Genomic DNA, 26,072 nt, shown 5'->3' on the forward strand with positions numbered 1-26,072 from the left:
CCAGTCCGTCACCCGATTCGGGCCTTTCGGAGCGTGTGGTGTCACCCACGCCAAACTGGCTGGGACCTCTCTCACGTCGGGCCACTCTGGGCTTCCTCTTCCAGCAGCAGTGTCCCGGTCTCTCCCCAGGACCGAGCATGGACTCGTCAAACGGGCCGAATTGCAGCACAGAGGTCGTTCGCCCGGTGAGGCGCCCTACCCCGTCTGAAGACACGTAGGTCTACTACGACCTGTGCCACCCGAGCCGGAAGGGTAATGGTCACCCCCACCCTTGGGGAAGTCTCCAGAAGCACTCACCGTATCGAGATGGGGTGTCGTTTCATACGTTCAGGTGGTTAACATCCCCGGTTGTCGGCACGCCCCGCGTCCGTCCGAACGCCCTGTTGGGGCTGCGGACGGCCTGGTCTGTGGTGACACTCACTGATCAAATCGAAGTTACCCAAGGCCTACCGGCGAGAGGTGCCATGGCTACCCGAGCCAAAGCTCTGCGGCTTGCCGCAGTGCTCACCACGTGTGTTCTGACCGCGAGCTGCGGCCTGTTCGGAGGCTCGTCGAACGGCGGCGCCGCGGACATGGAACGCAACGTCATCCGCATCGGCGTGCTCCAGGTCGTGGACGTGGCCCCGCTGCGGATCGCGCTGACCGAGAAGTTGTTCGAGAAGGCCGGCCTGCAGGTCACGCTGGTCAACCAGCCGAGCGAGGCCGAGGCCATCAAGCAGCTCGACGCCACGCTGGACCTCACGTGGGCGACCCACGTGAGCCTCTTCCGCGCGGTCGCCGAGGGCACCGAACTGCAGCTGCAGGGCGAGGCCTACCAGGCCGGTCCGAACTCGATGGCGCTGGTCACCTCCGCCACGTCGGACTACGACGACCCCGGCAAGAAGCAGTCGCCGACCATCGCCGTGCCCAGCGAGGCCGACATCGGCGCGCTGACCACGCGTGCCGTGCTGGACACCGCCGCGGTCGAGAAGCAGAAGATCAAGTTCAGGTCGATGCCGTTCGCCGAGATGGAGGGCGCGCTGACGTCCGGCACGGTGGACGCGGCCTTCATGATCGAGCCCTTCATCACGAAGGCGCAGCGCAAGATCGGTGCGAAGATCCTCACCGACACCGCGCGCGGCCCGACACTGGACTTCCCGATGTCCGGGTACGCGTCGTCGAAGAAGTTCGCCGAGACGAACCCGAAGACGCTGAAGGTGTTCCGGGACGTGCTGCGCGACGCCCAGCAGCGCGCGCAGGCCAACAAGCTGAGCGTGCAGGACTCGCTGACCAGCTACGCCGACGTCGACCAGCCGACGGCCGCGCTCGTGTCCGTGGGCACGTTCCCGCTGTCGCTGAACCCGATCCGGCTCCAGCGCGTCGCCGACATGATGGACACCGAGGACGTGCTTTCAGGGCGTCTGGACGTGCAGCAGTTGCTGCCACCGGGCACCACGAATTAGTTGCATTCGGGCATGGGAAATGGGCGGGCCGGAGTTCGGCCCGCCCATTTCCGGTTTTCGGTTACCGTCCGCCGAGCGCCGATACGCAGTAAGTGATGCCCGGTGAAGGTTCGTTGTACGAAATGGCGGTCGCCTCACCGCACTCCGCGGTGGCCGCCTTGACGACCTTTTCGATCTTCAGGACCTTCTGGACGGCGAACTGGTTGTCGCCCTTGGAGCAGTCGACGACCTTCATTCCCTCCATGTTCATCTTCACGAGCTCTTCCTCGTAGCACTTGCCCTCTTCGAGCTTCTCCACGAGGCAGAGCTTCAGCGACGAGCTGCGCCGGCCGGACTCGGTGTACTCGGCGTAGTCCTCGCTCGGGCACGCCTCCGTCGTCGACTTCATGGCCTTGGCGATGATGTAGTTCGCCTCGGGCGCGTTGCAGTCGACCTTCTTGTAGTTCGGCTTGAACGTCGTGCCGGTGACGCTCGCGCACTCGCCCGGCTTGGCCGACGGCTCGGTGATGCTGCTCAGACCACCGCTGATCAGGGCCTTCACCAGGATGCCGACGCCGACGAGCACGACGATGGTGACGATCGAGCCGATGACCTTGCCGGCGCCGCTCTTCTTGGGCGGCGGGCCGTAGGGCATCGGCTGGCCCAGGGGCTGGCCGGGCATCTGGCCGGACGGCGGGCCGTAGGGGCTCTGCTGGGCGTACGGGTCACCGGGCTGTCCCGGCTGGCCGTACTGACCCGGTTGTCCGTACGGGCCGGGCTGGGCGTACTGACCGGGCTGGGCGTACGGATCTCCCGGCTGGCCCGGATACCCCTGCTGGGGCGGCTGCCCGTAGGGGTTCGGCTGACCGTAGGGCTGCTGCGGCTGACCACCGGGAGGCGGCCCGTAGGGCCCTGGCTGCTGTGGCTGATTGGGGTCGGTCACTGGGGATTCCTCTCGGAAGAGTCACGCGAAAGACAGCGAAACCGGAGCCGTGGGACACGACTCCGGTTTCCGTGGCCAGACCCCGCTAGGCGGGAGCGCCGAAGCAGTACTGGAGCTTCGCCTCGGGGAAGGACTGCGGTTCCTCGCCCTCCGCGCACTGCGGTGCGGCGGCGTCCTTGACGACCTTGGTCACCTTGAACGCGGCCGACTCGTTGCACTCGACGGCCTTCGCGCCGACACCGCCGACGTTCTCGGCGTAGCACTTGCCCTCGGCGAGAAGCGGCGCGAGGCACAGCTTCGTCTTCGGGCCGCGGCGCTGCGTCTGCGTGTACTCGTCGTAGCCGTTGCCGCACACCTCGCCGGTGCCACCGGTCTTGCCGATCACGTAGTTCACGTCGGCGGCACCGCAGTCGACGGCCTTGTACTCCGGGCTGGTCGACGTGCCGGTGACCGAAGCGCAGTCACCGACCTTCGCCTGCGCGACGTCGCTGGTGAAGTAGTTGAACGCGTAGAAAGCGGCGCCGACGACGACCAGGCCGACGACGTAGGTCAGGATCCGCTTGCCGATGCTCGACTTCTTCGGCGCGGGCTCCTGCGTGGGCTCCGGCGCGGACGCGGGCGAAGCGGATTCAGTCGTGCTCATGCGGTTCTCTCATTTCCGAAATACCCCAGATGGCCCATGCCCCCCGACACAGCCGGAGCAGAGAGTGCCACGCGGCGCAGCAAAGCGCTCGGGCTTTACGGAAACGTTACGGTGACTTGGATCCCCTGGAGGGTCGCGGTGCGACCGGTCACTGCTTCTGGTCGCCGCGCTCGAGGCAGAAGGTGATCGCGGGTTCCGGGAAGACCGCGGCGCGCGTGGCCCCGCAGGCGGCGCGGTCGGCCTTGCCGGTGAACACCTTGGCGACCTTCACCGAGTCCTTGGTGGCGCAGTCGACCTTCGCGATGCCCGCGTCGGTGTCCTGGCCGTAGCAGCCGCCCTCGACGAAGTTCGGCATCAGGCACAGGGTGGATTCACCCGTGTACGTCGAGTAGTCCATGCCGCCGGACGGGCAGGTCTTCTCGTTCCAGTCGAGGACCTTGGCGATCTTGACGTTCGCCTGCTCCGAACCGCAGTCGAGGGCCTGGTACTTCGGGCTGTCGAGCGCGCCGGAGATCCGCGCGCAGTCGCCGGCCTTCGCGGTCTTGGCCACGTCGCCGAGCTGGTTCAGGACGAATCCACCGAGCAGCACGAGGGCGAGGACAACGGCGAAACCCAGGCCGACCTTCTTCATGGCCTGGGTATCGGCGTCAGACGGGGTTCAACTCAACCGAGTTCACCCGATCAGGATCCTTCTGGTCAGGATCCTTCTGGGACACCCATGCAGTAGACGGAGGCGGGCTCGCTGAAGCGCCACTCGCCCGCGGTCTCGGGGCACACCGTGCCCTCCTCGGGCAGCCCGTCGACCTTCTTGACGATCTTCACCGGGGACTCGGGCGTGCAGGCCTCCTGCTTGAACACGCCGTCGTCGCCCGAGTTGTAGCACTTGCCCTCGATGAGGTTGGGCATGAGGCACAGGGTCTCGTCACCCGACTTGACCGGCTCGTACAGGCCCTCGGCGGGGCACTGGTCCTCGGCGCTCTTGAGCACCACGGCGACCCGGTGCGTGGCGGCGGCGTCGTTGCAGCCCTCCGACGAGAGGTTCCACTCGCCGTCCGGCTTGTCCGCGTCCTTCGGCGAGGCGCTCACGCAGTCGCCGGCACCGGTGCTGTTGAGCGACGTCAGCGCCCACACGCCACCACCGACCAGCACGACGGCCAGCACGCCGACGATGACGAACTTCAGCCAGTTGTTCTTCTTGGGCGACTCGTCGGTCTCGGCCTCGTCCGGAGCCGGGCTCACCACGGCCGGGGGCTCGACGGGATCAGTCGACTCGGTGCTCATGGCCGAGAACGTACGACACGTCGTGTTGGCTGCGTGTGTCGACTCACACTTGCGGTCGCCAGTTGACGCAGGTCGAACGCATTTGGCGTCGTCAGGGAGACTTGTCGGCGTGACCGATGGCCCTTTGATCGTCCAGTCGGACAAGACGCTGCTGCTCGAGGTCGACCACCCGCTCGCCGACGACGCGCGCACGTCCATCGCGCCGTTCGCCGAGCTGGAGCGGGCTCCAGAGCACGTGCACACGTACCGCGTGACGCCGCTCGCGTTGTGGAACGCGCGGGCGGCCGGGCACGACGCCGAGCAGGTGGTCGACGCCCTGGTGCGGTTCAGCCGCTACCCGGTGCCGCAGCCGCTGCTGGTGGACGTGGTCGACACGATGGGCCGGTTCGGCCGGCTGGTGCTCGCCAACAACCCCGCGCACGGGCTGGTGCTGCACTCCAACGACCGCGCGGTGCTCGAAGAGGTGCTGCGCAACAAGAAGATCGCGCCGATGATGGGGGCGCGGATCGACGACGACACCGTCGTCGTGCACCCCAGCGAGCGCGGGCGGCTCAAGCAGCTGCTGCTCAAGGTCGGGTGGCCGGCCGAGGACCACGCCGGGTACGTCGACGGCGAGGCGCACCCGATCGAGCTCGAGGAGAACGGCTGGAAGCTGCGCGACTACCAGCGCCTGGCCGCGCAGACGTTCTGGGCCGGTGGCTCGGGCGTCGTCGTGCTGCCCTGCGGCGCCGGCAAGACGCTGGTCGGGGCGGCGGCGATGGCCGAGGCCCAGGCGACCACGCTGATCCTGGTCACGAACACCGTGGCGGGCCGGCAGTGGAAGCGGGAGCTGATCGCGCGCACCTCGCTCACCGAGGAGGAGATCGGCGAGTACTCGGGTGAGCGCAAGGAGATCCGGCCGGTCACGATCGCGACCTACCAGGTGATCACCCGCAAGTCGAAGGGCGAGTACAAGCACCTGGAGCTGTTCGACTCGCGCGACTGGGGCCTGATCGTCTACGACGAGGTCCACCTGCTGCCCGCGCCGGTGTTCCGGATGACCGCCGACCTCCAGTCGCGCCGCCGGCTCGGCCTCACGGCCACGCTGGTCCGCGAGGACGGCCAGGAGGGCGACGTCTTCTCGCTGATCGGCCCGAAGCGCTACGACGTGCCGTGGCGCGACATCGAGGCGCAGGGCTGGATCGCGCCCGCCGAGTGCACCGAGGTCCGGGTGACGCTGACGGACAACGAGCGGCTGCAGTACGCGACGGCGGAGCCCGAGGAGCGCTACAAGCTCTGCTCGACGGCCAGGACGAAGATCCCGGTGGTCAAGCGGGTGCTGGAGCGGCATCCCGGCGAGCCGACGCTGGTGATCGGTGCTTATCTGGACCAGCTCGACGAGCTCGGTGAGGAGCTGGACGCGCCGGTGATCAAGGGATCGACGAAGAACAAGGAACGCGAGGAGCTGTTCGACAGGTTCCGCAGGGGTGAGCTGCGCACGCTCGTCGTGTCGAAGGTCGCGAACTTCTCCATCGACCTGCCCGAGGCGTCCGTCGCCATCCAGGTGTCCGGCACGTTCGGGTCGCGCCAGGAGGAGGCCCAGCGCCTCGGCCGGATCCTGCGGCCCAAGGGCGACGGCCGGCAGGCGCACTTCTACTCGGTCGTCGCGCGCGACACGCTCGACGCCGACTACGCCGCGCACCGGCAGCGGTTCCTGGCCGAGCAGGGCTACGCCTACAAGATCGTCGACGCGGACGACCTGGTCGGATGACGTCCTGGTGGATGTGGGACCCGGCGGGGACCGTGCCCGTCAGGCGGTTCCGCTCGGAGGAGTCGCTCGCGAGATCGGCGCCGGACGCGCAGGTCGTCCGGTCCGCCGACTTCACCTGCCCGGCGCAGCAGCGCCGGGCCACGGCGGCCCGTTCCGACTTCCTGCGCGTGACGGGCGACCCGGTGCAGGTGGCGCTGGTCGAGCAACGGCTCTGGACGTTGCTCGTGGCGTTGCGCCGGGCCCAGCCCGTTCGTGACGCGCTGGCGACCGCGCCGCCCAGGGCGGGGCGGGCGGCGCTGGTCGCGGAGCCGTCGCGCGAGCTGGCCGAGTTCGACCGGCGCTTCGACCAGTTCGCGGACGCGTTGCGCGTCCTCGTCTCCGATCCGACTCCCGAGCAGCTCCGCCACACCGCCGCCCTGGACTAGGTACGCGCTGCCAGGTGCCTGACCTGCTGGCCGTAGCGGGCGCCCTGGCGCACCGTCACCGTGCCGTCCGCCGCGACCTCGCAGGGGTTGTTCGCCGTGCACTGCTCGCCGCTGTCGTTGCCGGTGCTGTGCACGCCGACGACCGTGACGCCGTCCTTCAGCACGATCGGTGAGCCCGAGCCGCCGTGCGACGGCGTGCACTGCGGGTCGTAGCGGTAGGCGTTGTCCTGCGTGTAGCCCTCTTCGCGCAGGTGCGGGACGACGGCCTCGATCGTGCAGCTGAAGCGGTTGCCGTTGCCCGACGAGATGACGTCGACGCGCTCTCCCGGCCTGGCGGACCGGTCCGAGAGCGTGAAGACCTTGACGCCCTTGGCCCTGAGCTGCGCGTAGGTCTGGTCGAGCTGGAAGAGCGCCGTGTCGGTGCCGGTCATGGTCGCGTGGAGCAGCTTGGTCGTCCTGGCCCTGGCCTGCTGGTAGCCCTGGCGGTCGCCGATGGTCACCGGGAGGTCGACCGCGACGTCCCGCAGCGTCTGGCCGGGCGCGGGGCGTTCGGGAACGCAGTGGCCGTTGGTGAGCAGCAGTGCCGGGTCGTCGTTCTTCGTCCTGCCGGTCTTCACGACCGACGCGGAGCACGCGCCTCCCAGTGACGCGGCGCCTTCGAGGTTCGGGACGGGGGTGTCCGGCGGGTTGATCCGGCCGGTGACGACGTCGTCGATCCAGCCCTTGAAGTGGTGGACGTCCGTGTACAGAACGGGTTGGTCGTCGCCGTTGCTGCCGCTGACGACACCGGCGATCACCCAGCGGTCGCCCTCGCGGACGAGTCCGGGACCGCCCGAGTCCATGTTCGTCGCGGCGACGCTGCCGTCCGGTGCGCCGACGCACAACTCGCGCTCGACGTAGATCCCGCTGCGCTCGCACAGCGCGGCGGACTGGACCACCGTGTCCGCCTCGCGCAGCTTCTGCGGGTAGCACCGCGGTTCGCGGTCGGCGCACGTCATGCCCCAGCCGAGGATCCGCGTCGCCGTGCCGTCGGCGGGCCTGGCCGACGGCAGCGCGACGGGCTGGGTCCTCGCGCGCTTCTTCAGCTTCAGCAGGCCGATGTCGCCTTCGTGGACCGGGGACGGCGAGTACGTGACGAACCGCTCGACCTCGATCACCTCGCCGCCGCTGCCCGCATCGAGCGAGCCGAGCCGGACCGACCAGCCCTTCGGCCTGCCGACCTGGGCGCGGCTGGGGTTGTTGACGGTGCAGTGGCCCGCCGTGACCGCCCATTGCGGTGCGACGAGCGTGACGCCGCAGGTGTGTCCGTCCGCGCGGGGTGAGTCGGGGCGTTGGAGCGACCCCGAGAACGGGTAGGGCGCCGGGGCTTCGGCTCCCCCTCTGATCGCCAGTGCCGGGGTGACGGTGGCGATCATCGCCACGGCCGCGAAGGTCGTCGCCAGTAGGGCTTTTCGCATGTCGCCGAGGCTGTCGAACCCGTGTCCGCGTGGCGTGATGGCCGTGCAACAACTGCGCACGGACGGTCGTTACGCAACGATGACGTCGCACGAACGTCCCCATGAGACCCGTCCGGAAGGCTGGAGGACATGCCGCGCGTACTGCTGATCGAGGACGACGAGGCGGTCCGCGAGGGACTGTCGCTCGCCCTGACCTACCAGGGACACACCGTGGACGCGGTGCGCACGGGCGAGGAAGGCCTCGATCTGCTGGGCAGCGTCACGCCCGACGTCGTGGTGCTGGACCTGATGCTGCCGGGCGTGGACGGGTTCGAGGTGTGCCGCCGCATCCGCGCCTCCGGTGACCTGCCGATCATCATGCTGACCGCGCGCAACGACGACATCGACGTGGTGGCCGGCCTGGAGGCGGGCGCGGACGACTACGTGGCCAAGCCGGCGCAGGCGCGCGTGCTGGAGGCCCGCATCCGGGCCGTGCTGCGCCGGTCGTCCGCCCCGGTCACCGAGGTGGTGGCCGAGCGCCACGGCGACCTGACGATCGACCGCGACGGCCTCGTGGTGACGCGGTTCGGCAAGCCGGTCTCGTTGGCGCCCACCGAACTTCGGCTGCTGCTGGAGCTCTCCTCCTCACCGGGCAGGGTGATGTCGCGCCAGCAGTTGCTGGGATCGGTGTGGGACCAGGGTTATCTCGGCGACTCGCGGCTGGTCGACGCGTGCGTGCAACGGCTGCGTTCGAAGATCGAGGATGACGCCGCCGCACCCGTGTACGTGCAGACCGTGCGCGGCTTCGGCTACCGCTTCGGTCCGCTGTGACGCTCCGCCTGCGGCTGCTGCTCGCGTTCACCCTGCTCACGATCGTGACCGCCGCGGCCGTCGCCGGCGCCGGGTACGTGCGGGCGCGCGACGCGATCGTGCAGCGCGCCCAGGACAACGCCGTCATCGAGACGACGAACCGCGTCGAACAGCTCTACCCGCTGCCCGCGCGCGCCGTGGACGCCGCCACCCTGGAACGCATCGCCGCCCGGACCTCCGGGCGTGAGGGCTCGGCCAGGGCGTATGGCAACGGGCTGTCCGCGGGCGGCATGGACCCGTCCGTGATCACCGCCGAACTGCGCTCCCTCGTCTCGTCCGGACGCGTCGGCTGGCAGCGCGTGTCGTACGCGGGCGCCGTGTGGCTCGTGGTCGGCATGCAGGTGCGGGTGACCTCAGGCGGCCCGTCGGGCATCGAGGTGTACGTGCTGCGGCCGTTCACGTCGGAGATCGAGTTCGTCGACGAGCTCGCGCGCAACGCGTGGCTCATCGGCGGCGCGGTGCTGGTCCTGGCCCTGGGACTGGGTTTCCTGGCCGCCCGCGGCGTGCTGCGCCCCGTGCGGGAGCTGCAGCTGGCGGCGTGGAAGCTCGGCCAGGGCGAGCTGTCCGCCCGCGTGCCGGTGCGCGGGCGCGACGAACTGGCGTCCGTCGCGTCGACGTTCAACAGCACGGCCACCGCGCTCGAACACCACGTCGGCGAGCTGCGGCGGATGGAGTCGGACGCCCGGCGGTTCGTGGCGGACGTGTCGCACGAACTGCGCACGCCCCTGGCCGCGATGACGGCCGTGACCGACGTCCTCGACGCCGAGACCGCCTCCCTGCCCGGCGTGGCAGGACAGGCCGCGCGACTGGTGAACCGGGAGACCCTGAACCTGACCAGGCTGGTGAACGACCTGATCGAGGTCACCCGCTTCGACTCGGGCACGGCGGCCCTGGCGCTCGACGACGTCGACGTGGCCGACGTGGTGCGCACCTGCCTGCGGATGCGCGGCTTCTCCGAGGTCTCCGCCTCCCTGCCCGACGGCGTGCGGGCCCGCCTGGACCCGCGGCGGCTGGACGTGATCGTGGCGAACCTGGTCGGCAACGCCCTGCGGCACGGCTCGCCGCCGGTGTCGCTGGTGCTGTCGGTGTCGGAGTCGTCGCTGGTGATCGAGGTCGCCGACTCGGGGCCCGGCTTGTCCGACGAGGTGCTCCCGCACGTGTTCGCGCGGTTCTACAAGGCCGACTCCGCTCGGGGGCGGTCGGAGGGGTCGGGGCTGGGGCTGGCGATCGCGTGGGAGAACGCGCGGCTGCACGGGGGGACGCTGGTGGCGGCGAACCGGCCTGGGGGTGGGGCGTTGTTCACGCTGCGGCTGCCGTTGGGCGGTGAGGCGTGAGGCCGGGAACTGTCGGTGCTGCCTGGGAGAATGGAATCAGGGGGACCCCTGGGAGGGGACCCCTGCGCGAGCTTGCGCCGAGGGCGTTGCGTGCGCATGGGCTGGGACTTCGACGCGAGTGCGGAACAGGACTTGAGCGCGAGCGTGCACTGGGACCTGAGCGCGAGCGCGGGCCGGGTCTTCGACGCGAGCATGAACTGGGGCTTGCGCGCAGGCGTGCGCTGGAACCCGAGCACGAGCGTGCACAGAAACTCGAGCGCAAGCGTGCGTTGAGCCCTGAACGCGAGCGTGCACCGAAACCCGAGCAAGGGCGCAGGCTGGAACCCGAGCGCAAGCGTGCGCCCAGGGCGTTGCGCGAGCTCGGGCTGGCGGCGCTCGTCCTCGTCGTGCTCACCGCGTGCGGCATCCGCCCGACCGACCCGATCCCCGGCCTGGAAGCCCCCAGCGGCCCCGTCGAGAACACCTCGCCGTCGCTCTTCTGGGTCCAGTCCAACGGCCGGGTGGTCCCGGTCGGCAGGCCGGAGGGCAGCCTGAGCGGGTTCGACGTCGTCGGCCTGCTCGCCCAGGGCCCGACCGGCGCCGAGCAGAACCGCGGCCTGTCCACCGAGGTGCCGTTCGACGCCGCGCCCGCCACGATCGACCGCGTCGCGAACGGTCTCGACGTGAACCTGTCGACCGACGTCTCGCAGCTCAGCGCTGCGGCTGTTCAGCAGATCGTGTGCACGTTGCTCGGGGTGCAGCCCGTCGGCTCGGTGAACCTGCGCGGGGGCGGGCGTTCGCTGGAGCTGCAGCAGTGCGCTTGAATCGGGTCGTGCACATCTACTCCATCCCGATGCGAGCCCGGTTCCGCGGCATCACCCGGCGGACCGGTCTGCTGTTCGAAGGACCTGCCGGGTGGGGCGAGTTCTGCCCGTTCGAGGAGTACGACGACGCCGAGGCCGCGGCCTGGCTCGCGTGCGCCCTGGAGGCGGCGAACGACGGCTGGCCGGCGCCGGTCCGGTCGCGGGTCCCGGTCAACTGCACCGTGCCGGTGGTCAGCGCCGAGCGGGCGCACGAGATCGTGGCGCGCTCCGGCTGTTCGACGGCCAAGGTGAAGGTCGCCGAGTCGACGCTGGCGGAGGACTGCGCCCGCCTGGAAGCGGTGCGGGACGCGCTGGGGCCGAACGGGTTCGTGCGGGTCGACGCGAACATGCTGTGGGACGTCGACACGGCCGTCGCGGCGATCAGGGCCATGGACAAGGCCGCCGGCGGACTCCAGTACGTGGAACAGCCGTGTCACACCCTGGACGAGCTCGCGGCGGTGCGGCGCAGGGTGAACGTGCCGATCGCGGCGGACGAGTCGATCCGCAAGGCCGACGACCCGCTGAAGGTGGCCGTGTCCGGTGCCGCGGACATCGCGGTGATCAAGGTGGCGCCGCTGGGCGGGGTGAGGAAGGCGCTGGAGGTGGCCGAGGCGTGCGGGCTGCCGTGCGTGGTGTCGTCGGCGTTGGAGACCTCAGTCGGGATGGCGGCCGGGGTGGCCCTCGCCGCCGCGTTGCCCGAGCTCGACTACGCGTGCGGGCTGGCCACGTTGCAGCTGCTGGACGGGGACGTCACGAGCGACTCGCTCACGCCCGTGGACGGGTACCTGCCGGTGCTCACCAAGGCACCCGTGCCGGACCGCGTCGAGGAGTTCGTGAACGATGTGATCACGGAGTCCTGGATTAATCGGTACGACAGGGTGCTGAGCGAACTCAGTCGATGAGTCGATCCACCTGGATCTTCAACGGGAACGGCTCGACCGCCTCGTAGATCCTGGTTTCGGCGGGCCCCTCCTGATAGCCGAACTCTCCGGCCAGGTGCATCGGGGCCAGTGAGACCGGCTCGTCGAGGTCGATGATCCAGTAGAACGGAATGCCCGCCCACGCGTATTCGTCACGCTTGGCGCGGTAGTCGATGTTCCGCGAACTCGGCGAAAGCACCTCCACGGCGAGCACGACTTCTGAAGCCCTGAGGAGACCGCCCTCAGCTTTTCGCCGCTTGAGGCCACTGCGTCGCACGACGATCAGATCCGGGCGTCGAACGAAGCCGGGTCTACCTGGGTCGACCAGTTCCAGGTTCACATCCATGTCCTGGATCACCTCGAGGTCAACGGGCAGTTGGCTGGAGAGCTGTGTGGCCAACCTGAAGTGGGCCACGTTGTGTTCGGGGATGGGGCTGGGGGACATGATCAGACGGCCGTTCACCAATTCTGTATAGCCGTCTTCGGTTTCTCCGAGCGCGGCGTACTGAGCAACGGTCATCGGACCCGCTGCAACAGCAAGCAGACGCCTCGGAGGCCTATCAGGTAGTGCGGTCACCGCGTCTCCTTCCGTCTCCTCCACCGTCGCACATGGAGGAGCTCCAATCCCGGACGCAATTACACACCTTCAAGCGATCTAGGGCTTGCCGCGCTTCAACCCCTGCTCGGCCGCCCCCATGCTGAACACGATCCCCTCGGTCCGGTTGATCGCCTCGGTCCGCCGCGCGGACGCCGGCACCCGAGTCAGGTCGACCAGCCGGATCGGCGGCCCCAGCTCCACCAGCGTGGGCGTGTAGGAGGCCTCCACGACGGACCACCCGGAGGGCCCCTGCTCGAACTTGAACCGGGCGATCGCCCCCTCCTCGGTCACGCCGCGGGGCTCGGCGTGCCGGGCGACCTCGTTGCCCAGCCCGTAGGCGACCCACTTGCCGCCGATCTTCTCGAACGGCTGCACCACGTGCACGTGCGTCCCGATGATCAGGTCCAGGGCCGGGTCGGCGAGCAGCTGCCGGGCCAGGGCCTTCTGGTCCGCGGTGGCCTCGTGCTGGTACTCGTTGCCCCACTGCACGGACAGCACGACGACCTCGGCGCCGGCGGCACGGGCGGCGCGGGCGTCGGCGAGGATCTTGTCGGCGTTGATCTGGTTCGCGCGCCACGGCTGGGGCAGCGGGATGCCGTTGAAGCCGTAGGTGAAGGACAGCTGGGCGACGCGAACGCCACCGGCGTCGAGGATCAGCGGTGCCGCCGCCTCCTCCTGCGTGCGGAACGAGCCGGTGTGCTTCAGGCCGACGGCGTCCATCGCGTCCAGCGTCGTGGTGATGGCCGAGGCACCGCGGTCCAGCGTGTGGTTCGAGGCGGTCGAGCACGAGTCGTAGCCCACGTCGACCAGGCCCTTCGCCACCTCCGGCGGTGCCAGGAAGGCCGGGTAGCCGAAGAACGGGCCCTCCTTGGGGCCCAGCGGCACCTCGAGGTGGCACAGGGAGAGATCGGCCTTCAGGGTGTCGCGGATGCCCGAGAACAACGGCAGGAAGTCGCGGCCGGCCGGTCCCCCGTCGGCGACGGCCTGGTCGGTCAGCGCCGGGTGGATCAGGACGTCACCACCGGCGGTCAGCACGAACGAACGCGGTGGTGGCGGGCCTGAGGAGCTGGGCGCGGGCACGGGGGTCGCCGAGGTGACCACCACGGGCGAGCCGGTGCACGCGGACAGCAAAAGGCCGGTGGCCAGCACGAATGCCGGCCACCGGACCCCACGCCTCAGCGCTGCCGCCTGCGTCGCACGACCACGAAGAGCACGACCGCCAGCGCTGCGGCCGCGATCGGCAGCACGCGCTTCAACACCGGCACGCCTGCCGTGTCGATCAGGTCGATCGGCTCGTCGGGGACCACTCGGAGATGCTGCTGTTGCGCCACCTCGTCAGGATCCACTGATCTCAGCGTGCTCGCCAGGCATTCCGCGAACTGGCCGACGAGCTTGCCGCTGACCTCGGAGATCAGGCCGCGACCGAGTTGGGCCGGACGGCCCGTGATCGCCAGGTCGGTCTCGACCACCACCTCGTCCCCCACCTGGAAGGTCACCAGGGCCGACGCCGTGCCGTTGCCGCGGGTGTCCTTGCCCGCGGCCTTCATGACGGCGCGGCGCAGCACCGGGTCGACCTCGACGAACTCGCCGCTGCCCCGGTACAGCAGCTGCACCGGGCCGAGCTTGACCTTCACCTCCCCGCTGAACGTCTTGCCGTCCACCGAGGTCAGCGTGGCGCCGGGCAGGCACGGCGCCACCCGTTCGGGGTCGAGCAGCGCCTCCCACACCTCCTCGGCGGGCGCCGGTGACGGGAACGAATGCGTCAACTTCATCCCGCGACCGCCGCCGTCAACGCACGTCCGGTCAGCACTCGCGCCAGGTTGTCCTTGTAGCCGTCACCCGTGGACGCCCGCAGAGCCGCCTCGGAGATCACCGAGGCCGAGGGCTCCTGCCCGACCAGGGCGGCTTCCACGTCCACCGCCCGCACCGGCCCGGACCCCACGTTCGTGAGGCCCACACGGGCGGCGGAGATGGCGCCGTCACGCACCTGCACGGCCGCCGCGACGGCGACGATCGACCACGCCTGCGCGACCCGGTTGAGCTTCTCGTAGTGCGCGCTCCAGCCCGTGTGCTTCGGCACCCGGACGTCGAGCAGGATCTCGTCGGGGGCCAGCGCCGTCGTGAAGTAGTCGACGAAGAACTCCGACGCGGGCACCTCACGCCGTCCACCAGGACCGGCGATGATCATCACGGCGTCCAGCGCCAGCGCGGGTGCCAGCAGGTCGCCTGCCGGGTCCGCGTGGCACAGCGAGCCGCCGAACGTGCCGCGGTGCCGGATCTGCGGGTCCGCGATGGTGTCCGTGACCAGCTTCAACAACAACGCGTGGTCGTGGACCAGGTGATCGCGCTGCACCTCGTAATGCGTGGTCATGGCACCGATCAGCAACGAGTCGCCGTCGTCGCGCACGCCCGTCAGCTCGGTCAGCCCACCGATGTCGATCAACGCCGTCGGTGCGGCCAGTCGCATCCGCAGCACCGGCACGAGCGACTGCCCGCCCGCGATGACCTTGGCGTCCTCGCCCTCCTCCGCGAGCATCCGCACGGCTTCGTCCACACTGGACGGGAACAGGTACTTGAACTCCGCCGGGATCACGACTGTCCTCCCTGCGCGTCGATAGAACCGAGCCCGCCCGCGGCCACTTCGCCGGCACCTTCGTCCGGACGGCCCTGCAACGCGGTCCACACGCGTTCCGGCGACATCGGCATCTCGATGTCCCGCACGCCCAGGTGCCGCACGGCGTCCAGCACGCTGTTCACCACCGCCGGTGTCGAGGCGATCGTGCCCGCCTCGCCGACTCCCTTGGCGCCCAACGGGTTCGACGTCGCCGGGGTCGTCGTGCGGTCGGTGAGGAACGCGGGCAGGTCGGCCGCCGAAGGCACGAGGTAGTCGGCGAACGTCGCCGACGTCAGCGTGCCCATCTCGTCGTGCGTGGCCTCTTCGTACAACGCCTGCGCGATGCCCTGAGCGAGTCCACCGTGCACCTGACCGTCGACGATCAACGGGTTCACGACCGTGCCGACGTCGTCCACGGCCACGTACCGCACGATCTTGACCATGCCCGTCTCGGTGTCGACTTCGGTTGCACACAAATGGGTTCCGTGCGGGTACGAGAAGTTGTCCGGGTCGAACGTGGCGTCGGCGTCCATGCCGGGTTCCATGCCCTCGGGCAGGTCGTGCGCGACGTGCGCGGCCAGCACCACGTCACCCAGCGCACGCACCGTCGACGTGCCACGGACGGAGAACGAGCCGGAAGCGAACTCCACGTCCGCCTCGTCGCACTCCATCATGTGCGCGGCCAGCGTCCGCGCCTTCGCGAGCACCTTGTCCGCGGCCTGCACCAGGGCCGTGCCACCGACCGCCAGCGAACGCGACCCGTAGCTGTCCATGCCCTTGTGCGACGTCGCCGTGTCGCCGTGCAGCACCTCGATGTCCTCGAACGGGACCCCGAGCCGGTCGGCGACGATCTGCGACCACACCGTCTCGTGGCCCTGCCCGTGCGGCGAGGTCCCGGTGATCACCTCGACCTTGCCGGTGGGCAGCATGCGGATCGACGCGGTCTCCCACCCGCCCGCGCCGTAACGCAACGCGCCCAGCACCCGTGACGGCGCGAGGCCGCACATCTCGGTGTACGTGGAGATCCCGATGCCGAGCTGCACGGTGGAACCGTCCGCACGACGACGGGCCTGCTCCTCACGCATGTCGTCGTACCCGAACAACTCCATCGCACGAGCCGTGGCGGCCTCGTAGTTGCCGGAGTCGTAGGTGAGCCCGGCGACCGTGGTGAACGGGAACTCCTCGTGCTTGATCCAGTTCTTCTCGCGGATCTTCATCGGCTCGATGTCCAGCTCGACCGCGAGTTCGTCCATCATCCGCTCGATCGCGAACGTGGCCTCGGGCCGTCCGGCACCGCGATAGGCGTCGGTCGGCACCTTGTTCGTGAAGACGTTCGTGCACACGAACCGGTAGGCGGCGAACTTGTAGATCGAGTTGAACATGAACGCGCCCAGGATCGGCACACCCGGCGTGACCAGGCGCAGGTAGGCGCCCATGTCGGCGAGCAGCTCGACCTTGAGGCCGGTCACGGTGCCGTCGCGGCGGGCGGCCAGCGTGATCTTCTGCAGCTGGTCGCGGCCGTGGTGCGCGGACAGCATCGACTCGGTGCGCGTCTCCGTCCACTTGACCGGGCGGCCCATCCTGCGGGCGACCAGCAGGCACAGCAGCTCCTCCGGCGTGACCTGGAGCTTGCCGCCGAACCCACCACCGACGTCCGGCGCGATCACGCGGAGCTTGCTCTCGGAGATGCCCGTGACGGCCGACAGCATCCACCGCAGGATGTGCGGGATCTGCGTCGCCGACCAAACCGTGAACATGCCCGCGCTCGAGTCCACGACGACCGACCGCGGTTCCATGAACGCCGGGATCAGCCGCTGCTGCCGGAACGTCCGCTCGATCACGACCTCGGCGGCCGCGATCTCGGCCTCGACGTCGGTCCCCGCGCCCGCCTCGGCGGAGTCGAAGATCCACGTCGCGCTCTTGTTCGTGCCGAGGTCCGGGTGCACGAGGTCGTTGTCCCGCAAGGCTACTTCCAGGTCGAGCACGACCGGGAGGTCCTCGTAGTCGACGTCGATCGCCTCCAGCGCGTCCGCGGCGTGGTAGGCGCTGTCGGCGATCACGAGGGCGACGGCCTCGCCGGCGAAGTTGACCTGGTCGACGGCCAGCGCGGGCGCGGGCGGCGACTTCATGTCCTCGGTGATCGGCCAGGCGCAGGGCAGGGAGCCCTGCTCGGCGGCGAGGTCCTCACCGGTCAGCACCACCGCGACACCGGGCATCGACGTCGCGCGGCTGACGTCGATGTTCGTGATGCGGGCGTGCGCGACGGGACTGCGCAGCACGGCCATGTGCAGCATGCCGGTCAGCTGCAGGTTGTCCGTCCACCTGGTCTGGCCGGTGATCAGGCGCGCGTCCTCCTTGCGGAGCCGGGCCTTCCCGACCTCCGGCTCGGCTGTGGCGGTCATTCGCCACCTACCGGCTGCTTCGACGTGACGTGCTCGTCGCTGTGCTGCTCCTGCACGGGGCCCGCGCCGGGTTTCATCCGCTGGGCGGCGTCCTGCACCGCGCGCACGATGTTCTGGTAACCCGTGCAGCGGCAGAGGTTGCCCTCGAGACCCTTGCGCACGGTCTCGTCGTCGGGATCGGACTCGTCGGCGAGCAGGTCGATGGCCTGCATGATCATGCCGGGCGTGCAGAAACCGCACTGCAACGCGTGGTTCGAGTGGAACGCCTCCTGCACCGGATGCAGCTTGCCGTCGCGGGCGAGGCCTTCGATCGTGGTGACGTCGTGCCCGTTGGCCTGCACGGCCAGCATCTGGCACGACTTCACGCTGTGGCCGTCGAGGTGGACCGTGCAGGCGCCGCAGTTGCCGGTGTCGCAACCGACGACGGTGCCGGTCTTGCCCAATCGCTCACGTAGGTAGTGCACGAGCAGGAGGCGGGGTTCGACCTCGTCGGCGTATGTCACTCCGTCGACGTTGACCGAGATGTGCATTGAACCCTCCCAGGGTGGTGGGCCTTTGAGGTGACGAGGGTCACGTCAGCTTGCTCCCTGTTTGCGAGTTCAACAACCCGATCAGTGATGAATCGGTTCACCAAGATCGACCAGACGCCTGCCGGATCCCTTCCACCGCAAGGAGATGATCTCGGCCGCGATCGACACCGCCGTCTCCTCCGGCGTCCGCGCGCCCAGGTCCAGGCCGATCGGCGAGGCCAAAGCCCCCAGTTCTGACTCGGTCAGCCCCGCCTCCCGCAACCGCTGCAGGCGATCTTCGTGCGTGCGGCGCGATCCCATCGCCCCGACGTAACCGACCTTCAGTCGCAACGCGACTTCCAGCAGCGGCACGTCGAACTTCGGGTCGTGGGTGAGGACCGCGATCACCGTGCGTTCGTCGAGCTTGGACGCTTCGGCCTGGAGGTACTTGTGCGGCCAGGCGACGACGACCTCGTCCGCCTCCGGGAAACGGCTGCGCGTCGCGAACACCGGCCGTGCGTCGCACACGGTCACGCGGTAGCCGAGGAACGCGCCGAGCCGGGCCATCGCGGCGGCGAAGTCGATCGCTCCGAACACGAGCATGCGCGGCGGTGGTTCGAAGGAGTTCACGAAGACGCTCATGCCCTCGCCGCGCCGCTGCCCGTCCGGTCCGTACTGGAGCACCCCGCTGCGCCCCGAGGCGAGCATGCCGCGCGCGTCGTCCGCGACGGCGTCGTCGATCCGCGCGCTCCCGAGACTGCCGTCGCGGCGGTCGGGCCAGACGACCATGCGCCGGCCGATGCCGTCCGGGTGCTCGATGACCGTCGCAACGGCCACGGGCTCCTCGGCGCGGACCGTCTCGACGACCTCGGCGAGCTGCGGGAACGTCTCGGCGCTGATCTTCTCGACGTAGATGTCGATGATCCCGCCGCAGGTCAGCCCCACCGCGAACGCGTCGTCGTCACTCACCCCGTACCGCTGCAGGACCGGGCTGTCCAACGACTGCGCCAGGTCGTAGACAGCGCCCTCGACGCAGCCGCCGGACACGCTGCCGACCGCCTCGCCGTCCTGCGTCACGAGCATCGCCGCACCCGCCGGCCGCGGCGCCGAGCTGAAGGTCGCGACCACCGTGCCGACCCCGACCGTCTCCCCGTTCGCCACCCGTCCGGCGAGGTCGTAGAGGACATCACGCACGGCGCACCTCCTTCAGCAGTTCTTCCAAAGCCTGCACGCTGTGCCCGGCGACCATCACGTCGACGTGCGGGAGCGCCGCCACCACACCGCTCTGCACAGGCCGGTAGCCCGGTTTGCCCGCGTGCGGGTTGGCCCAGATGACCTTGTGGCTCACCCGCCGCAGCCGCGCCATCTCGGTCGCCAGCAGGGTCGGGTCGCCGCGTTCCCAGCCGTCGCTGAACAGCACGACCACCGCACCCCGTTGCCGCCACTGCTGGTTGAACCGCCGCAGCGCGTCACCGAGCCGGGTGCCGCCCTCGTAGTCGGGGATCGCCCGCCCGGCGGCCTTCACGGCGCGTTCCGGGTCGCGTTCCCGCAGCTGACGGGTCACGCGGGTCAGCCGGGTGCCGATCGTGCGGACCTCGGCGGGCATGGCGTGCGCGACGACGTGCGCGAACCGCAGCAACGCGTCCGAGTAGGCCGCCATCGAGCCGGACACGTCGATCAACAGCACGAGCCGGCGTGGTTTGGAGCCCCTGCGGCGATGGCGCGGCAACGCGATCTCGCCGCCGGTCTCGATCATCGCGCGCACGGTGCGGGCCAGGTCCATCCGCCCGCGACGGGCCTTGCGCAGCCTGCGCGACCGCCTGCGCGGCGGCAGGGGGTTCAGCCTGGCGATCAGCGGCGCCGCGTTGAACTCGGAGACGTCCTTGTGCTTCAGCACTTCCAGGTCGGACGCGGCGACGCCGACGGTCATCGAGTCGAGTTCGACCGTCGCGCGTGGACGGGGCGGGGTGCCGCCGAAGTACGCCCGGTAGACGGCGTCGTAGCGCGGCAGGTCGTCCGGGTCGGCGCACAGCGTGAGGCGCCCGGCCCAGTACAGGTCGACGTGCTCGGTGGCCCGCAGGAACGCCTGGACGCGGTCGGGCCCGCACTGAAGTCCGGCGCCCCGCAGGACGCTCGTGAACTCCACGCAGGCTGCCGTCACCTGACGATTGTGCTCCCGATCACGCGTTCTGCGTCCTCCCGGTACTTCAGGACCGCGCCGAGGGTCTCCGCGTCCGGCTCCGCACGCCCCAGGGCCTGCAGCGCCCGCGCCCAGTCCAGCGACTCCGCGACGCCCGGTGGTTTGAGCAGGTCCAGGCCGCGCATCTGCTGAACGGCCTCCGCGACCTTGACCGCGAGCCGGTCGTCGAGGCCGGGCAGGGTGCGGCGCAGGATCGCGACCTCGCGGTCGAGCGAGGGGTGCTCCAGCCAGTGGTAGAGGCAGCGGCGCTTCAGCGCGTCGTGCACCTCGCGGGTCCGGTTCGAGGTCAGCACGGTCAGCGGCGGTGTCGTGGCCCTGATCTCCCCGAACTCCGGGATGCTCACGGCGTTCTCCGACAGCACCTCCAGCAGGAACGCCTCGAACTCGTCGTCCGCCCTGTCGATCTCGTCGACGAGCAGCACGCACGGCGCGTTCTCCAGCGCCTGCAGCAGCGGCCTGGCCAGCAGGAACCGTCGTGTGTAGAGGGAGGCCTCGTCCACCTCGCCGCGCGTCTCCAGGACGCGCAGGTGCATGAGCTGGCGCGGGTAGTCCCAGTCGTACAGCGCCTGGGTGGCGTCGATGCCCTCGTGGCACTGCAGTCTGATCAGCGGGACGTCCATCGCCTTGGCGAGGGCCAGCGCGAGCGAGGTCTTGCCGGTGCCGGGTTCGCCCTCGAGGAACAACGGCCGGCCCATGCGGACCGCGAGGAACGCCGCCGTGGCCACCCCGCCGTCCGGCAGGTACCCCGCGCGGTCGAGCCCTGACGCCAGTTCCCCGGGGGACTCCATGGGGCTCAGGGTACGACTAGCCTGGGCCGATGGGCTCGCTGAGGAAGATCCAGGTCACGTTCGACTGCGCGGAACCCGTGCGCGTCGCCGAGTTCTGGAGCCAGGTGCTCGGGTACGACGCCCTGCCCGAGAGCGACGGGTCGTGGTCCGCCTGCGCCGACCCGTCCGGCGAGGGCCCGCGGTTCTACTTCCAGCGCGTTCCCGAGGGCAAGACCGTCAAGAACCGGGTGCACGTCGACGTGCGGGCGGGCACCGGACTCGTGGGTGTGGAGCGCCTGTCCGCGTTGCAGGCCGAGCGCGTCCGGCTGGAAGCGATCGGCGCGGTGTGCGTGCGCGTGATGGAGGCCGACGAGGAGAACGAGTCCTGCATCGTCATGCAGGACGTCGAGGGCAACGAGTTCTGCCTCGACTGACCCCGGGGTCCGGGATCAGGGTTGGATTCGGGGTCGTCACTGATGTGCGCCGGGCGTGAAATCGCGATTCTTGGTGCATGACGAACAACGTGCTCAACGACGCGACAGCCCAGGTCAAGAAGCTCCGCAGGAGCCGCAGCGACAAGATGCTCGCCGGCGTCTGCGGTGGCGCCGCCAAGATGATCGGCGTGGACGCCGCGATCCTGCGGATCATCCTCGTGGCGGCGACGCTGCTCGGGTTCGGCACCGGAGCGGTCCTCTACGTCGCCGCCTGGCTCCTCATGCCCGAGGAAGACGCCGCGATGTGATCACCGTGGAAAACCGGGAACGCCGGGTAGTCGTTGCCACGGGTGGGGTCCGCTGAGGGGCCGGTACTCCACCCCGAGGGCGTCGAGCCTCGGCAGGTGGTGCTCCCGCAGCCGTTGCACGAAACCGGGATCCTTCTCCGCCGGGGACCACACGACCTCGGCGAACGCGGCCAGCCTCGGGAACGCCGCGTAGTCCACCCGCCGGGCCGAGTCGAGGTGCTCGGTCCAGATGTTCGCCTGCGCGCCCAGCAACCGCCCTGGTTCCTCGCCCGTGAGCCCTTCGGGCACCGGGTCCCACGCGTAGACGTCCTCCAGCGTCGTCACCGTGCCCACCGGAATCGGCTCGTCGAGCGACTCCGACTGCCGGTAGTCCAGGTAGACGTGCTGCTCGGGGCACATGACCACGTCGTGGCCCGCGCCGAGCGCCGTGACACCGTTCTCGACCCCGCGCCAGGACGCGACGACAGCGTTCGAAGGCAGCGGACGTGCGTCCAAGACCTCGTCCCACCCGTACGGCCGCCGTCCCCTGCTCGCGATGTGTTCCGCGATGGCCCGGACCAGCACGCCGTCTTCGTGACCGGGCGCCTCGTCGCCGCCGAGTCCGATGACCTCCGCCGGGAAGACGTCCATCAGTTCGTCGAACACGTTCCGGTAGAAGTCCACTGTGGACTCGTCGGTGTTGAGCACGCGTTCGTTGACGCCCCAGTCGGTCCAGACACCGCCGCCGTGCACGCCCAGTTCCGGGTGGGCCGCGATCGCCGCCTGCGAGTGGCCCGGGACGTCGATCTCCGGGATCACCGTGATGTGCCGCGCCCGTGCGTACTCGACGATCTCCCGCAGGTCGTCCTGCGTGTAGAAACCGCCGTGCGGACGGCCCTTCATGCCCGCGGAGCGCCGGTCGCCGAACCGCGAGTCCTCCCGCCACGACCCGACCTCGGTGAGCTTCGGGTACCGCTTGACCTCGAAGCGCCAGCCCTGGTCGTCGGTGAGGTGCAGGTGCAGGACGTTGAGCTTGTGCACGGACAGCAGCTCGACGTAGCGCAGCACCTCCCGCTTGGGCAGGAAGTGCCGTGAGACGTCGAGCATCACGCCACGCCACGGGAAGCGCGGGTGGTCGACGACCTCGCAGGCCGGGATGACCGCGGGTTTGTCCCCCGCGGCCCGGAACGCCTGTGCGCCCAGGAGTTGCCGCAACGTCTGCAGCGCGTTCATCTCGCCGGCCGCGTCGTTCGCCTCGATCAGCACGCCGTCGTCGGACGACAGCAGCCGGTAGCCGCCGGGAGGACCGTCGACGAGGACGGTCTCCCAGCCCTGGTACTCGCAGAGCCGCCCACCGTCCACGTAGGACACCGGACGAGGGAGGAGGTTCATCCCTTCACCGCCCCCGCGAGGCCGGACACGAGCCGGCGTTGCACGAGCACGAAGAAGATCAGTACAGGGATGGTCATCAGGGTGGAGCCCGCCATGATCGCGCCCCAATCGTTCTGGTCGGGTTTGACGAACACCTGGAGCGCCAGAGGCAGGGTCTGGTTCTCCACGGCCGAGATGATGAACGTCTTGGCGAACAGGAAGTCGTTCCAGGCGTGGATGAACGACAGCACGCTCGTCGCCACCAGGCCGGGCGCGACGAGCGGGAACAGCACCTGCCACAGGAACCGGAACCGCGAGGCGCCGTCCAGGGTGGCGGCCTCCTCCAGCTCCACCGGCACCGCGGCGACGAAGCCCCGCAGCATCCAGATCGCGAACGGCAGGCTGAAGGCCAGGTGCACCAGCACGAGCGAGCCCAGGTGGTTCAGGCCGAAGACCGGAACGCTGTCACCCACGGACCGCATCAGGAAGAACAGCGGCACGGTCAACGCCTCGACCGGCACCATCTGCACGACCAGCAGCATGATCAGCAACGTCGTGCGGCTGCGGAACCGGAAGCGGGTGAGCGCGGTCGCCGCGAGGAACGAGATCAGGATGCTCAGGGCGACCACGATCAACGCGACGATGATGCTGTTCATGAAGTATCGCCCGAAGTTCGCGACGGTCAGCGCCCGCGTGAAGCTGTCGAGCGTCGGCCGCGTCGTCCACGGCACCGGATCGGCCGAGATGATCTCGTCCTCCGGCTTGAAGGCGCTCAGCACCATCCAGAACAGCGGGAACGCCACCACCGCGGCGACGATGAGGACGAAGCCCTCGGTCAGCCAGCGCCTCACAGGACCTCCCCCGACTTCTTGAGCGCACGCAGGTAGAACATCGTGATTCCCAGCAGCAGCACGGTCATCACGACGCCGATGGTCGCGCCGAGGCCGTACTCCGACGCCGCGAACGCCTGCTGGTAGGCGTAGACGTTGAGCACGAGGTTGCGCCCGGCGATGCCGCCGCCGTTCGTCATCACGTAGATCTGCGTGAAGACCTTGAAGTCCCAGATGATCGACTGGATCGTCACCACGAGGATGATCGGCTTCAGCAACGGGAGCGTGACGCTCCACGCCGTGCGGAACGCCGACGCGCCGTCCAGCGCGGCGGCCTCCAGCACCTCGCCCGGGATCGCCTTGATGCCCGCGAAGAGCGTCACCATGACGAACGGGAACGAGCACCAGATCACCTGTGCGGCAACGAGTCCGAACGCCGTCCACTTGTCGAACGTCCAGGAGAAGCCCTGGATGCCCAGGACCTCGTTCACGAACCCGAAGTTCGCGTCGAACAGGAAGAGCCAGATCGTCGACCCGGCGACGGCGGGCGTGGACCACGCGCCGAGCGCCGCCAGGAACAACGTCATGCGCACCCACGTGCGCACGCGGGTGGCGAGGATTGCGAGGAACGCGCCCACAAGCAACGTGCCGACCACGCAGACCGCCGCGAACGCGACGGTCTGCCCGAACACCGTCCAGAACTGCTGGTCCCCCAGCAGCTTCTGGTAGTTCCCGAGACCGAGGAACTCCAGTGGCGCGCCGCCGCTGACCTGTTCCTGGCCGTAGTCGTAGAGCGAGATGAGCACCAGCTGGTAGATCGGGTAGGCCAGCAGGCCCCCGAGGATCAGCAGCGCTGGAGCCAGGTAGGCGAACGCGGTCCGCCCCTGGCCTTTGGCGGTCACACTCACGACGTGAAGGCCGCGTTCATGGTCTTGGCGGCGTCGGCAGTCGCTGTGTCGACGTTCTTCGCGCCGGTGACGATCTCCTGGAGCATCGTCGGCACCACGGTCTGCGCCTCGATCTTCGCCCACGCCGGCGTGACGGGGACGAACTTCGTGCCGGACTGCAGCGTCTTGGTGAACGGCTCCAGGAACTTGTCGGAGTCCGCGACCTGCTTCTGCACGTCGGCGAACGTCGGCAGGTTGCCCATCGCCGTGTACATCTTCTGCTGGTACTTCTTCGAGGCGAGCAGCTGCGTGAACTCGTTGGCGAGCGTCTTGCGCTGCGTGCCCTTCATGACGCCGAGCAGGTTGCCGCCGGCGAACGCGGGCGCGACCGAGCCCTTGTCCTTGCCGGGCAGCGGGACGACGCCGTACTTGCCGGCCGCACTCGACGCGTCCACGGACTTGCGGTTGAAGTCGCCACCGATGGTCATCGCGGCCTTGCCCGCGCGGAACGCCTCGACGCTCGCGTCACCGCCGTTGCCCGCGCAGGTGGCGGGCGGGCAGATGTCGTCCTTGATCAGCTCGGTGTACTTGGCAATACCGGCCTTGGCCTCGGCGCTGTCGATCGTGGCGGTGAACTTGCCGCCGTCGGACTTCGCGAGGTCCCCGCCCTGCGCCCAGATGAAGGGCAGCGCGGCGAACAGGTACTTGCCACCGGCCGAGATGCCGATGAGCTCCGGCTTCTTCTGCCTGATCTCACGGGCCGTCGTCGCGATCTCGTCCAACGTCGTCGGCGGCTTGAGGCCGAGCTCGGTGAACACGTCGGTGCGGTAGTACAACGCGCGCACGCCCACGAACCACGGCACGCCGTACGTCTTGCCGTCGACCTTGGCCGTGTCGAGGATCGTCGGGACCAGGTCCTTGGACTCGTCCCACTTGCCCAGGTCGAGCTCGGAGAAGCCGCCCGCGGACACGTAGCCCGCGAGGTCGGTGTTGCCGAACTCGGCGACGTCCGGCGCGCTCTTCGGGTCGCTGAACGCGGCCTTGAAGCGCTCAGCCCGGCTGGACACCTGGATGTACTGCACGTCGACGGTCACGCCGGCGTGCTTGCCCTGGAACTCGGAGATCGCCTCCTTGACCACGGCTTCCTTGGGGGCCCGGTTGACCTCGTCGAACAGCCACACCCGCAGCTGCCCGGTCTGCTCGTCCGTGCCCGAGTTCGTCGGTCCCGACTGCACCGGTGCGCAGGCGACCACCGCGCCCACGCCCAGCACCGCCGCGAGTGTCTTCAACCGCATCGTCGCGCCCTTC

The 26,072-nt window shown here is 69.4% G+C and carries 27 protein-coding genes; 9 read left to right on the forward strand and 18 right to left on the reverse strand.

Going from position 1 to position 26,072, the window contains the following annotated elements; all coding sequences use genetic code 11:
- Nucleotides 1-464 precede the first annotated feature (464 nt).
- Complete coding sequence (locus tag IE307_RS35490; RefSeq protein ID WP_191303774.1) at nucleotides 465-1,442, forward strand: ABC transporter substrate-binding protein; 978 nt, start codon at nucleotides 465-467, stop codon at nucleotides 1,440-1,442.
- Nucleotides 1,443-1,503: 61 nt separating this feature from the next.
- Here the strand turns inward: IE307_RS35490 and IE307_RS35495 are convergent, their stop codons facing one another.
- The 4 genes from IE307_RS35495 to IE307_RS35510 all read right to left on the reverse strand — a co-directional run bounded on the left by IE307_RS35495 (nucleotide 1,504) and on the right by IE307_RS35510 (nucleotide 4,288).
- On the reverse strand, nucleotides 1,504-2,364 hold the full coding sequence (locus IE307_RS35495) for an LppU/SCO3897 family protein (protein ID WP_191303775.1): 861 nt from the start codon (nucleotides 2,362-2,364) through the stop codon (nucleotides 1,504-1,506).
- An 85-nt stretch (nucleotides 2,365-2,449) separates the two neighbouring features.
- A complete protein-coding gene (locus IE307_RS35500; RefSeq protein WP_191303776.1) occupies nucleotides 2,450-3,007 on the reverse strand; it encodes an LppU/SCO3897 family protein in 558 nt (185 codons plus the stop codon).
- Nucleotides 3,008-3,155: 148 nt separating this feature from the next.
- A complete protein-coding gene (locus tag IE307_RS35505) occupies nucleotides 3,156-3,638 on the reverse strand; it encodes an LppU/SCO3897 family protein (protein WP_191303777.1) in 483 nt (160 codons plus the stop codon).
- 65 nt (nucleotides 3,639-3,703) lie between these two features.
- Nucleotides 3,704-4,288 carry an LppU/SCO3897 family protein gene (locus IE307_RS35510; protein ID WP_191303778.1) on the reverse strand — a complete coding sequence of 195 codons (585 nt, stop codon included), beginning with the start codon at nucleotides 4,286-4,288 and terminating at the stop codon, nucleotides 3,704-3,706.
- 109 nt (nucleotides 4,289-4,397) lie between these two features.
- On the opposite strand from IE307_RS35510, the gene IE307_RS35515 reads away from it, so the two are divergent.
- Nucleotides 4,398-6,038, forward strand: coding sequence for a DNA repair helicase XPB (locus IE307_RS35515; protein ID WP_191303779.1), 1,641 nt, complete (start codon nucleotides 4,398-4,400; stop codon nucleotides 6,036-6,038).
- A complete protein-coding gene (locus IE307_RS35520) occupies nucleotides 6,035-6,463 on the forward strand; it encodes a hypothetical protein (protein WP_191303780.1) in 429 nt (142 codons plus the stop codon). The genes IE307_RS35515 and IE307_RS35520 overlap by 4 nt, the downstream gene beginning before the upstream one ends.
- Here IE307_RS35520 and IE307_RS35525 read toward each other — a convergent pair.
- A complete protein-coding gene (locus tag IE307_RS35525) occupies nucleotides 6,460-7,920 on the reverse strand; it encodes a trypsin-like serine protease (protein WP_191303781.1) in 1,461 nt (486 codons plus the stop codon). The genes IE307_RS35520 and IE307_RS35525 overlap by 4 nt on opposite strands.
- A gap of 129 nt (nucleotides 7,921-8,049) precedes the next feature.
- Here IE307_RS35525 and IE307_RS35530 point away from each other — a divergent pair, with 129 nt between their 5' ends.
- From IE307_RS35530 to IE307_RS35545, 4 genes are all read left to right on the forward strand, one after another.
- Complete coding sequence (locus IE307_RS35530) at nucleotides 8,050-8,730, forward strand: response regulator (RefSeq protein WP_191303782.1); 681 nt, start codon at nucleotides 8,050-8,052, stop codon at nucleotides 8,728-8,730.
- Nucleotides 8,727-10,103, forward strand: coding sequence for an ATP-binding protein (locus tag IE307_RS35535; protein WP_191303783.1), 1,377 nt, complete (start codon nucleotides 8,727-8,729; stop codon nucleotides 10,101-10,103). The genes IE307_RS35530 and IE307_RS35535 overlap by 4 nt, the downstream gene beginning before the upstream one ends.
- A gap of 269 nt (nucleotides 10,104-10,372) precedes the next feature.
- Nucleotides 10,373-10,906, forward strand: a complete 534-nt coding sequence (locus tag IE307_RS35540) for a GerMN domain-containing protein (RefSeq protein ID WP_191303784.1) — start codon at nucleotides 10,373-10,375, stop codon at nucleotides 10,904-10,906.
- Between the two features lie 8 nt (nucleotides 10,907-10,914).
- Nucleotides 10,915-11,847, forward strand: a complete 933-nt coding sequence (locus IE307_RS35545; protein ID WP_191303785.1) for an o-succinylbenzoate synthase — start codon at nucleotides 10,915-10,917, stop codon at nucleotides 11,845-11,847.
- On the opposite strand, the gene IE307_RS35550 is transcribed toward IE307_RS35545, so the two are convergent.
- From IE307_RS35550 to IE307_RS35590, 9 genes are all read right to left on the reverse strand, one after another.
- Nucleotides 11,837-12,385: a Uma2 family endonuclease gene (locus tag IE307_RS35550; RefSeq protein ID WP_191303786.1), complete on the reverse strand. Its 549-nt coding sequence runs from the start codon at nucleotides 12,383-12,385 to the stop codon at nucleotides 11,837-11,839. The two genes, IE307_RS35545 and IE307_RS35550, sit on opposite strands and share 11 nt — an antisense overlap.
- 135 nt (nucleotides 12,386-12,520) lie before the next feature.
- A complete protein-coding gene (locus IE307_RS35555) occupies nucleotides 12,521-13,612 on the reverse strand; it encodes a CapA family protein (protein WP_229905399.1) in 1,092 nt (363 codons plus the stop codon).
- A 26-nt stretch (nucleotides 13,613-13,638) separates the two neighbouring features.
- Nucleotides 13,639-14,235, reverse strand: coding sequence for an SRPBCC family protein (locus IE307_RS35560; protein WP_191303787.1), 597 nt, complete (start codon nucleotides 14,233-14,235; stop codon nucleotides 13,639-13,641).
- A complete protein-coding gene (locus IE307_RS35565) occupies nucleotides 14,232-15,056 on the reverse strand; it encodes an FAD binding domain-containing protein (protein WP_191303788.1) in 825 nt (274 codons plus the stop codon). Before IE307_RS35565 ends, IE307_RS35560 begins: the two co-directional genes overlap by 4 nt.
- Complete coding sequence (locus tag IE307_RS35570; RefSeq protein WP_191303789.1) at nucleotides 15,053-17,479, reverse strand: xanthine dehydrogenase family protein molybdopterin-binding subunit; 2,427 nt, start codon at nucleotides 17,477-17,479, stop codon at nucleotides 15,053-15,055. Before IE307_RS35570 ends, IE307_RS35565 begins: the two co-directional genes overlap by 4 nt.
- Complete coding sequence (locus tag IE307_RS35575; protein ID WP_191303790.1) at nucleotides 17,476-18,009, reverse strand: (2Fe-2S)-binding protein; 534 nt, start codon at nucleotides 18,007-18,009, stop codon at nucleotides 17,476-17,478. The genes IE307_RS35570 and IE307_RS35575 overlap by 4 nt, the downstream gene beginning before the upstream one ends.
- Before the next feature lie 81 nt (nucleotides 18,010-18,090).
- Entirely contained in the window at nucleotides 18,091-19,182 is a 1,092-nt protein-coding gene (locus IE307_RS35580) for an XdhC family protein (protein ID WP_191303791.1), read from the reverse strand.
- Nucleotides 19,175-20,149: a vWA domain-containing protein gene (locus tag IE307_RS35585; RefSeq protein ID WP_191303792.1), complete on the reverse strand. Its 975-nt coding sequence runs from the start codon at nucleotides 20,147-20,149 to the stop codon at nucleotides 19,175-19,177. The genes IE307_RS35580 and IE307_RS35585 overlap by 8 nt, the downstream gene beginning before the upstream one ends.
- A complete protein-coding gene (locus IE307_RS35590) occupies nucleotides 20,146-20,976 on the reverse strand; it encodes an AAA family ATPase (RefSeq protein WP_191303793.1) in 831 nt (276 codons plus the stop codon). Before IE307_RS35590 ends, IE307_RS35585 begins: the two co-directional genes overlap by 4 nt.
- A gap of 29 nt (nucleotides 20,977-21,005) precedes the next feature.
- Here IE307_RS35590 and IE307_RS35595 point away from each other — a divergent pair, with 29 nt between their 5' ends.
- Complete coding sequence (locus IE307_RS35595) at nucleotides 21,006-21,389, forward strand: VOC family protein (RefSeq protein ID WP_191303794.1); 384 nt, start codon at nucleotides 21,006-21,008, stop codon at nucleotides 21,387-21,389.
- 77 nt (nucleotides 21,390-21,466) lie between these two features.
- A complete protein-coding gene (locus IE307_RS35600; RefSeq protein ID WP_191303795.1) occupies nucleotides 21,467-21,697 on the forward strand; it encodes a PspC domain-containing protein in 231 nt (76 codons plus the stop codon).
- Here IE307_RS35600 and IE307_RS35605 read toward each other — a convergent pair whose 3' ends face one another.
- From IE307_RS35605 to IE307_RS35620, 4 genes are read right to left on the reverse strand one after another with little or no spacing between them, the layout of a single operon-like run.
- Nucleotides 21,698-23,068, reverse strand: coding sequence for a beta-N-acetylhexosaminidase (locus tag IE307_RS35605; RefSeq protein ID WP_191303796.1), 1,371 nt, complete (start codon nucleotides 23,066-23,068; stop codon nucleotides 21,698-21,700). It lies immediately after the preceding gene.
- On the reverse strand, nucleotides 23,065-23,898 hold the full coding sequence (locus IE307_RS35610; RefSeq protein ID WP_229905400.1) for a carbohydrate ABC transporter permease: 834 nt from the start codon (nucleotides 23,896-23,898) through the stop codon (nucleotides 23,065-23,067). Before IE307_RS35610 ends, IE307_RS35605 begins: the two co-directional genes overlap by 4 nt.
- The gene (locus IE307_RS35615; RefSeq protein WP_229905401.1) at nucleotides 23,895-24,779 is read right to left on the reverse strand and encodes a carbohydrate ABC transporter permease; all 885 of its coding nucleotides are present in this window, start codon (nucleotides 24,777-24,779) and stop codon (nucleotides 23,895-23,897) included. Before IE307_RS35615 ends, IE307_RS35610 begins: the two co-directional genes overlap by 4 nt.
- Nucleotides 24,780-24,781: 2 nt before the next feature.
- Nucleotides 24,782-26,059, reverse strand: a complete 1,278-nt coding sequence (locus tag IE307_RS35620) for an extracellular solute-binding protein (protein ID WP_191303839.1) — start codon at nucleotides 26,057-26,059, stop codon at nucleotides 24,782-24,784.
- Nucleotides 26,060-26,072: the final 13 nt, after the last annotated feature.

The sequence above is a fragment of the Lentzea cavernae genome (assembly GCF_014653695.1).
GTDB lineage: Bacteria > Actinomycetota > Actinomycetes > Mycobacteriales > Pseudonocardiaceae > Lentzea > Lentzea cavernae.

What these genes read in the sequence shown, in the direction of transcription:
- IE307_RS35490 (WP_191303774.1), top strand. Translation starts at nt 465, where the DNA reads ATGGCTACCCGAGCCAAAGCTCTGCGGCTTGCCGCAGTGCTCACCACG.
- IE307_RS35500 (WP_191303776.1), bottom strand. Translation starts at nt 3,007, where the DNA reads ATGAGCACGACTGAATCCGCTTCGCCCGCGTCCGCGCCGGAGCCCACG.
- IE307_RS35505 (WP_191303777.1), bottom strand. Translation starts at nt 3,638, where the DNA reads ATGAAGAAGGTCGGCCTGGGTTTCGCCGTTGTCCTCGCCCTCGTGCTG.
- IE307_RS35510 (WP_191303778.1), bottom strand. Translation starts at nt 4,288, where the DNA reads ATGAGCACCGAGTCGACTGATCCCGTCGAGCCCCCGGCCGTGGTGAGC.
- IE307_RS35520 (WP_191303780.1), top strand. Translation starts at nt 6,035, where the DNA reads ATGACGTCCTGGTGGATGTGGGACCCGGCGGGGACCGTGCCCGTCAGG.
- IE307_RS35525 (WP_191303781.1), bottom strand. Translation starts at nt 7,920, where the DNA reads ATGCGAAAAGCCCTACTGGCGACGACCTTCGCGGCCGTGGCGATGATC.
- IE307_RS35530 (WP_191303782.1), top strand. Translation starts at nt 8,050, where the DNA reads ATGCCGCGCGTACTGCTGATCGAGGACGACGAGGCGGTCCGCGAGGGA.
- IE307_RS35550 (WP_191303786.1), bottom strand. Translation starts at nt 12,385, where the DNA reads ATGACCGTTGCTCAGTACGCCGCGCTCGGAGAAACCGAAGACGGCTAT.
- IE307_RS35560 (WP_191303787.1), bottom strand. Translation starts at nt 14,235, where the DNA reads ATGAAGTTGACGCATTCGTTCCCGTCACCGGCGCCCGCCGAGGAGGTG.
- IE307_RS35570 (WP_191303789.1), bottom strand. Translation starts at nt 17,479, where the DNA reads ATGACCGCCACAGCCGAGCCGGAGGTCGGGAAGGCCCGGCTCCGCAAG.
- IE307_RS35575 (WP_191303790.1), bottom strand. Translation starts at nt 18,009, where the DNA reads ATGCACATCTCGGTCAACGTCGACGGAGTGACATACGCCGACGAGGTC.
- IE307_RS35590 (WP_191303793.1), bottom strand. Translation starts at nt 20,976, where the DNA reads ATGGAGTCCCCCGGGGAACTGGCGTCAGGGCTCGACCGCGCGGGGTAC.
- IE307_RS35595 (WP_191303794.1), top strand. Translation starts at nt 21,006, where the DNA reads ATGGGCTCGCTGAGGAAGATCCAGGTCACGTTCGACTGCGCGGAACCC.
- IE307_RS35600 (WP_191303795.1), top strand. Translation starts at nt 21,467, where the DNA reads ATGACGAACAACGTGCTCAACGACGCGACAGCCCAGGTCAAGAAGCTC.
- IE307_RS35605 (WP_191303796.1), bottom strand. Translation starts at nt 23,068, where the DNA reads ATGAACCTCCTCCCTCGTCCGGTGTCCTACGTGGACGGTGGGCGGCTC.
- IE307_RS35620 (WP_191303839.1), bottom strand. Translation starts at nt 26,059, where the DNA reads ATGCGGTTGAAGACACTCGCGGCGGTGCTGGGCGTGGGCGCGGTGGTC.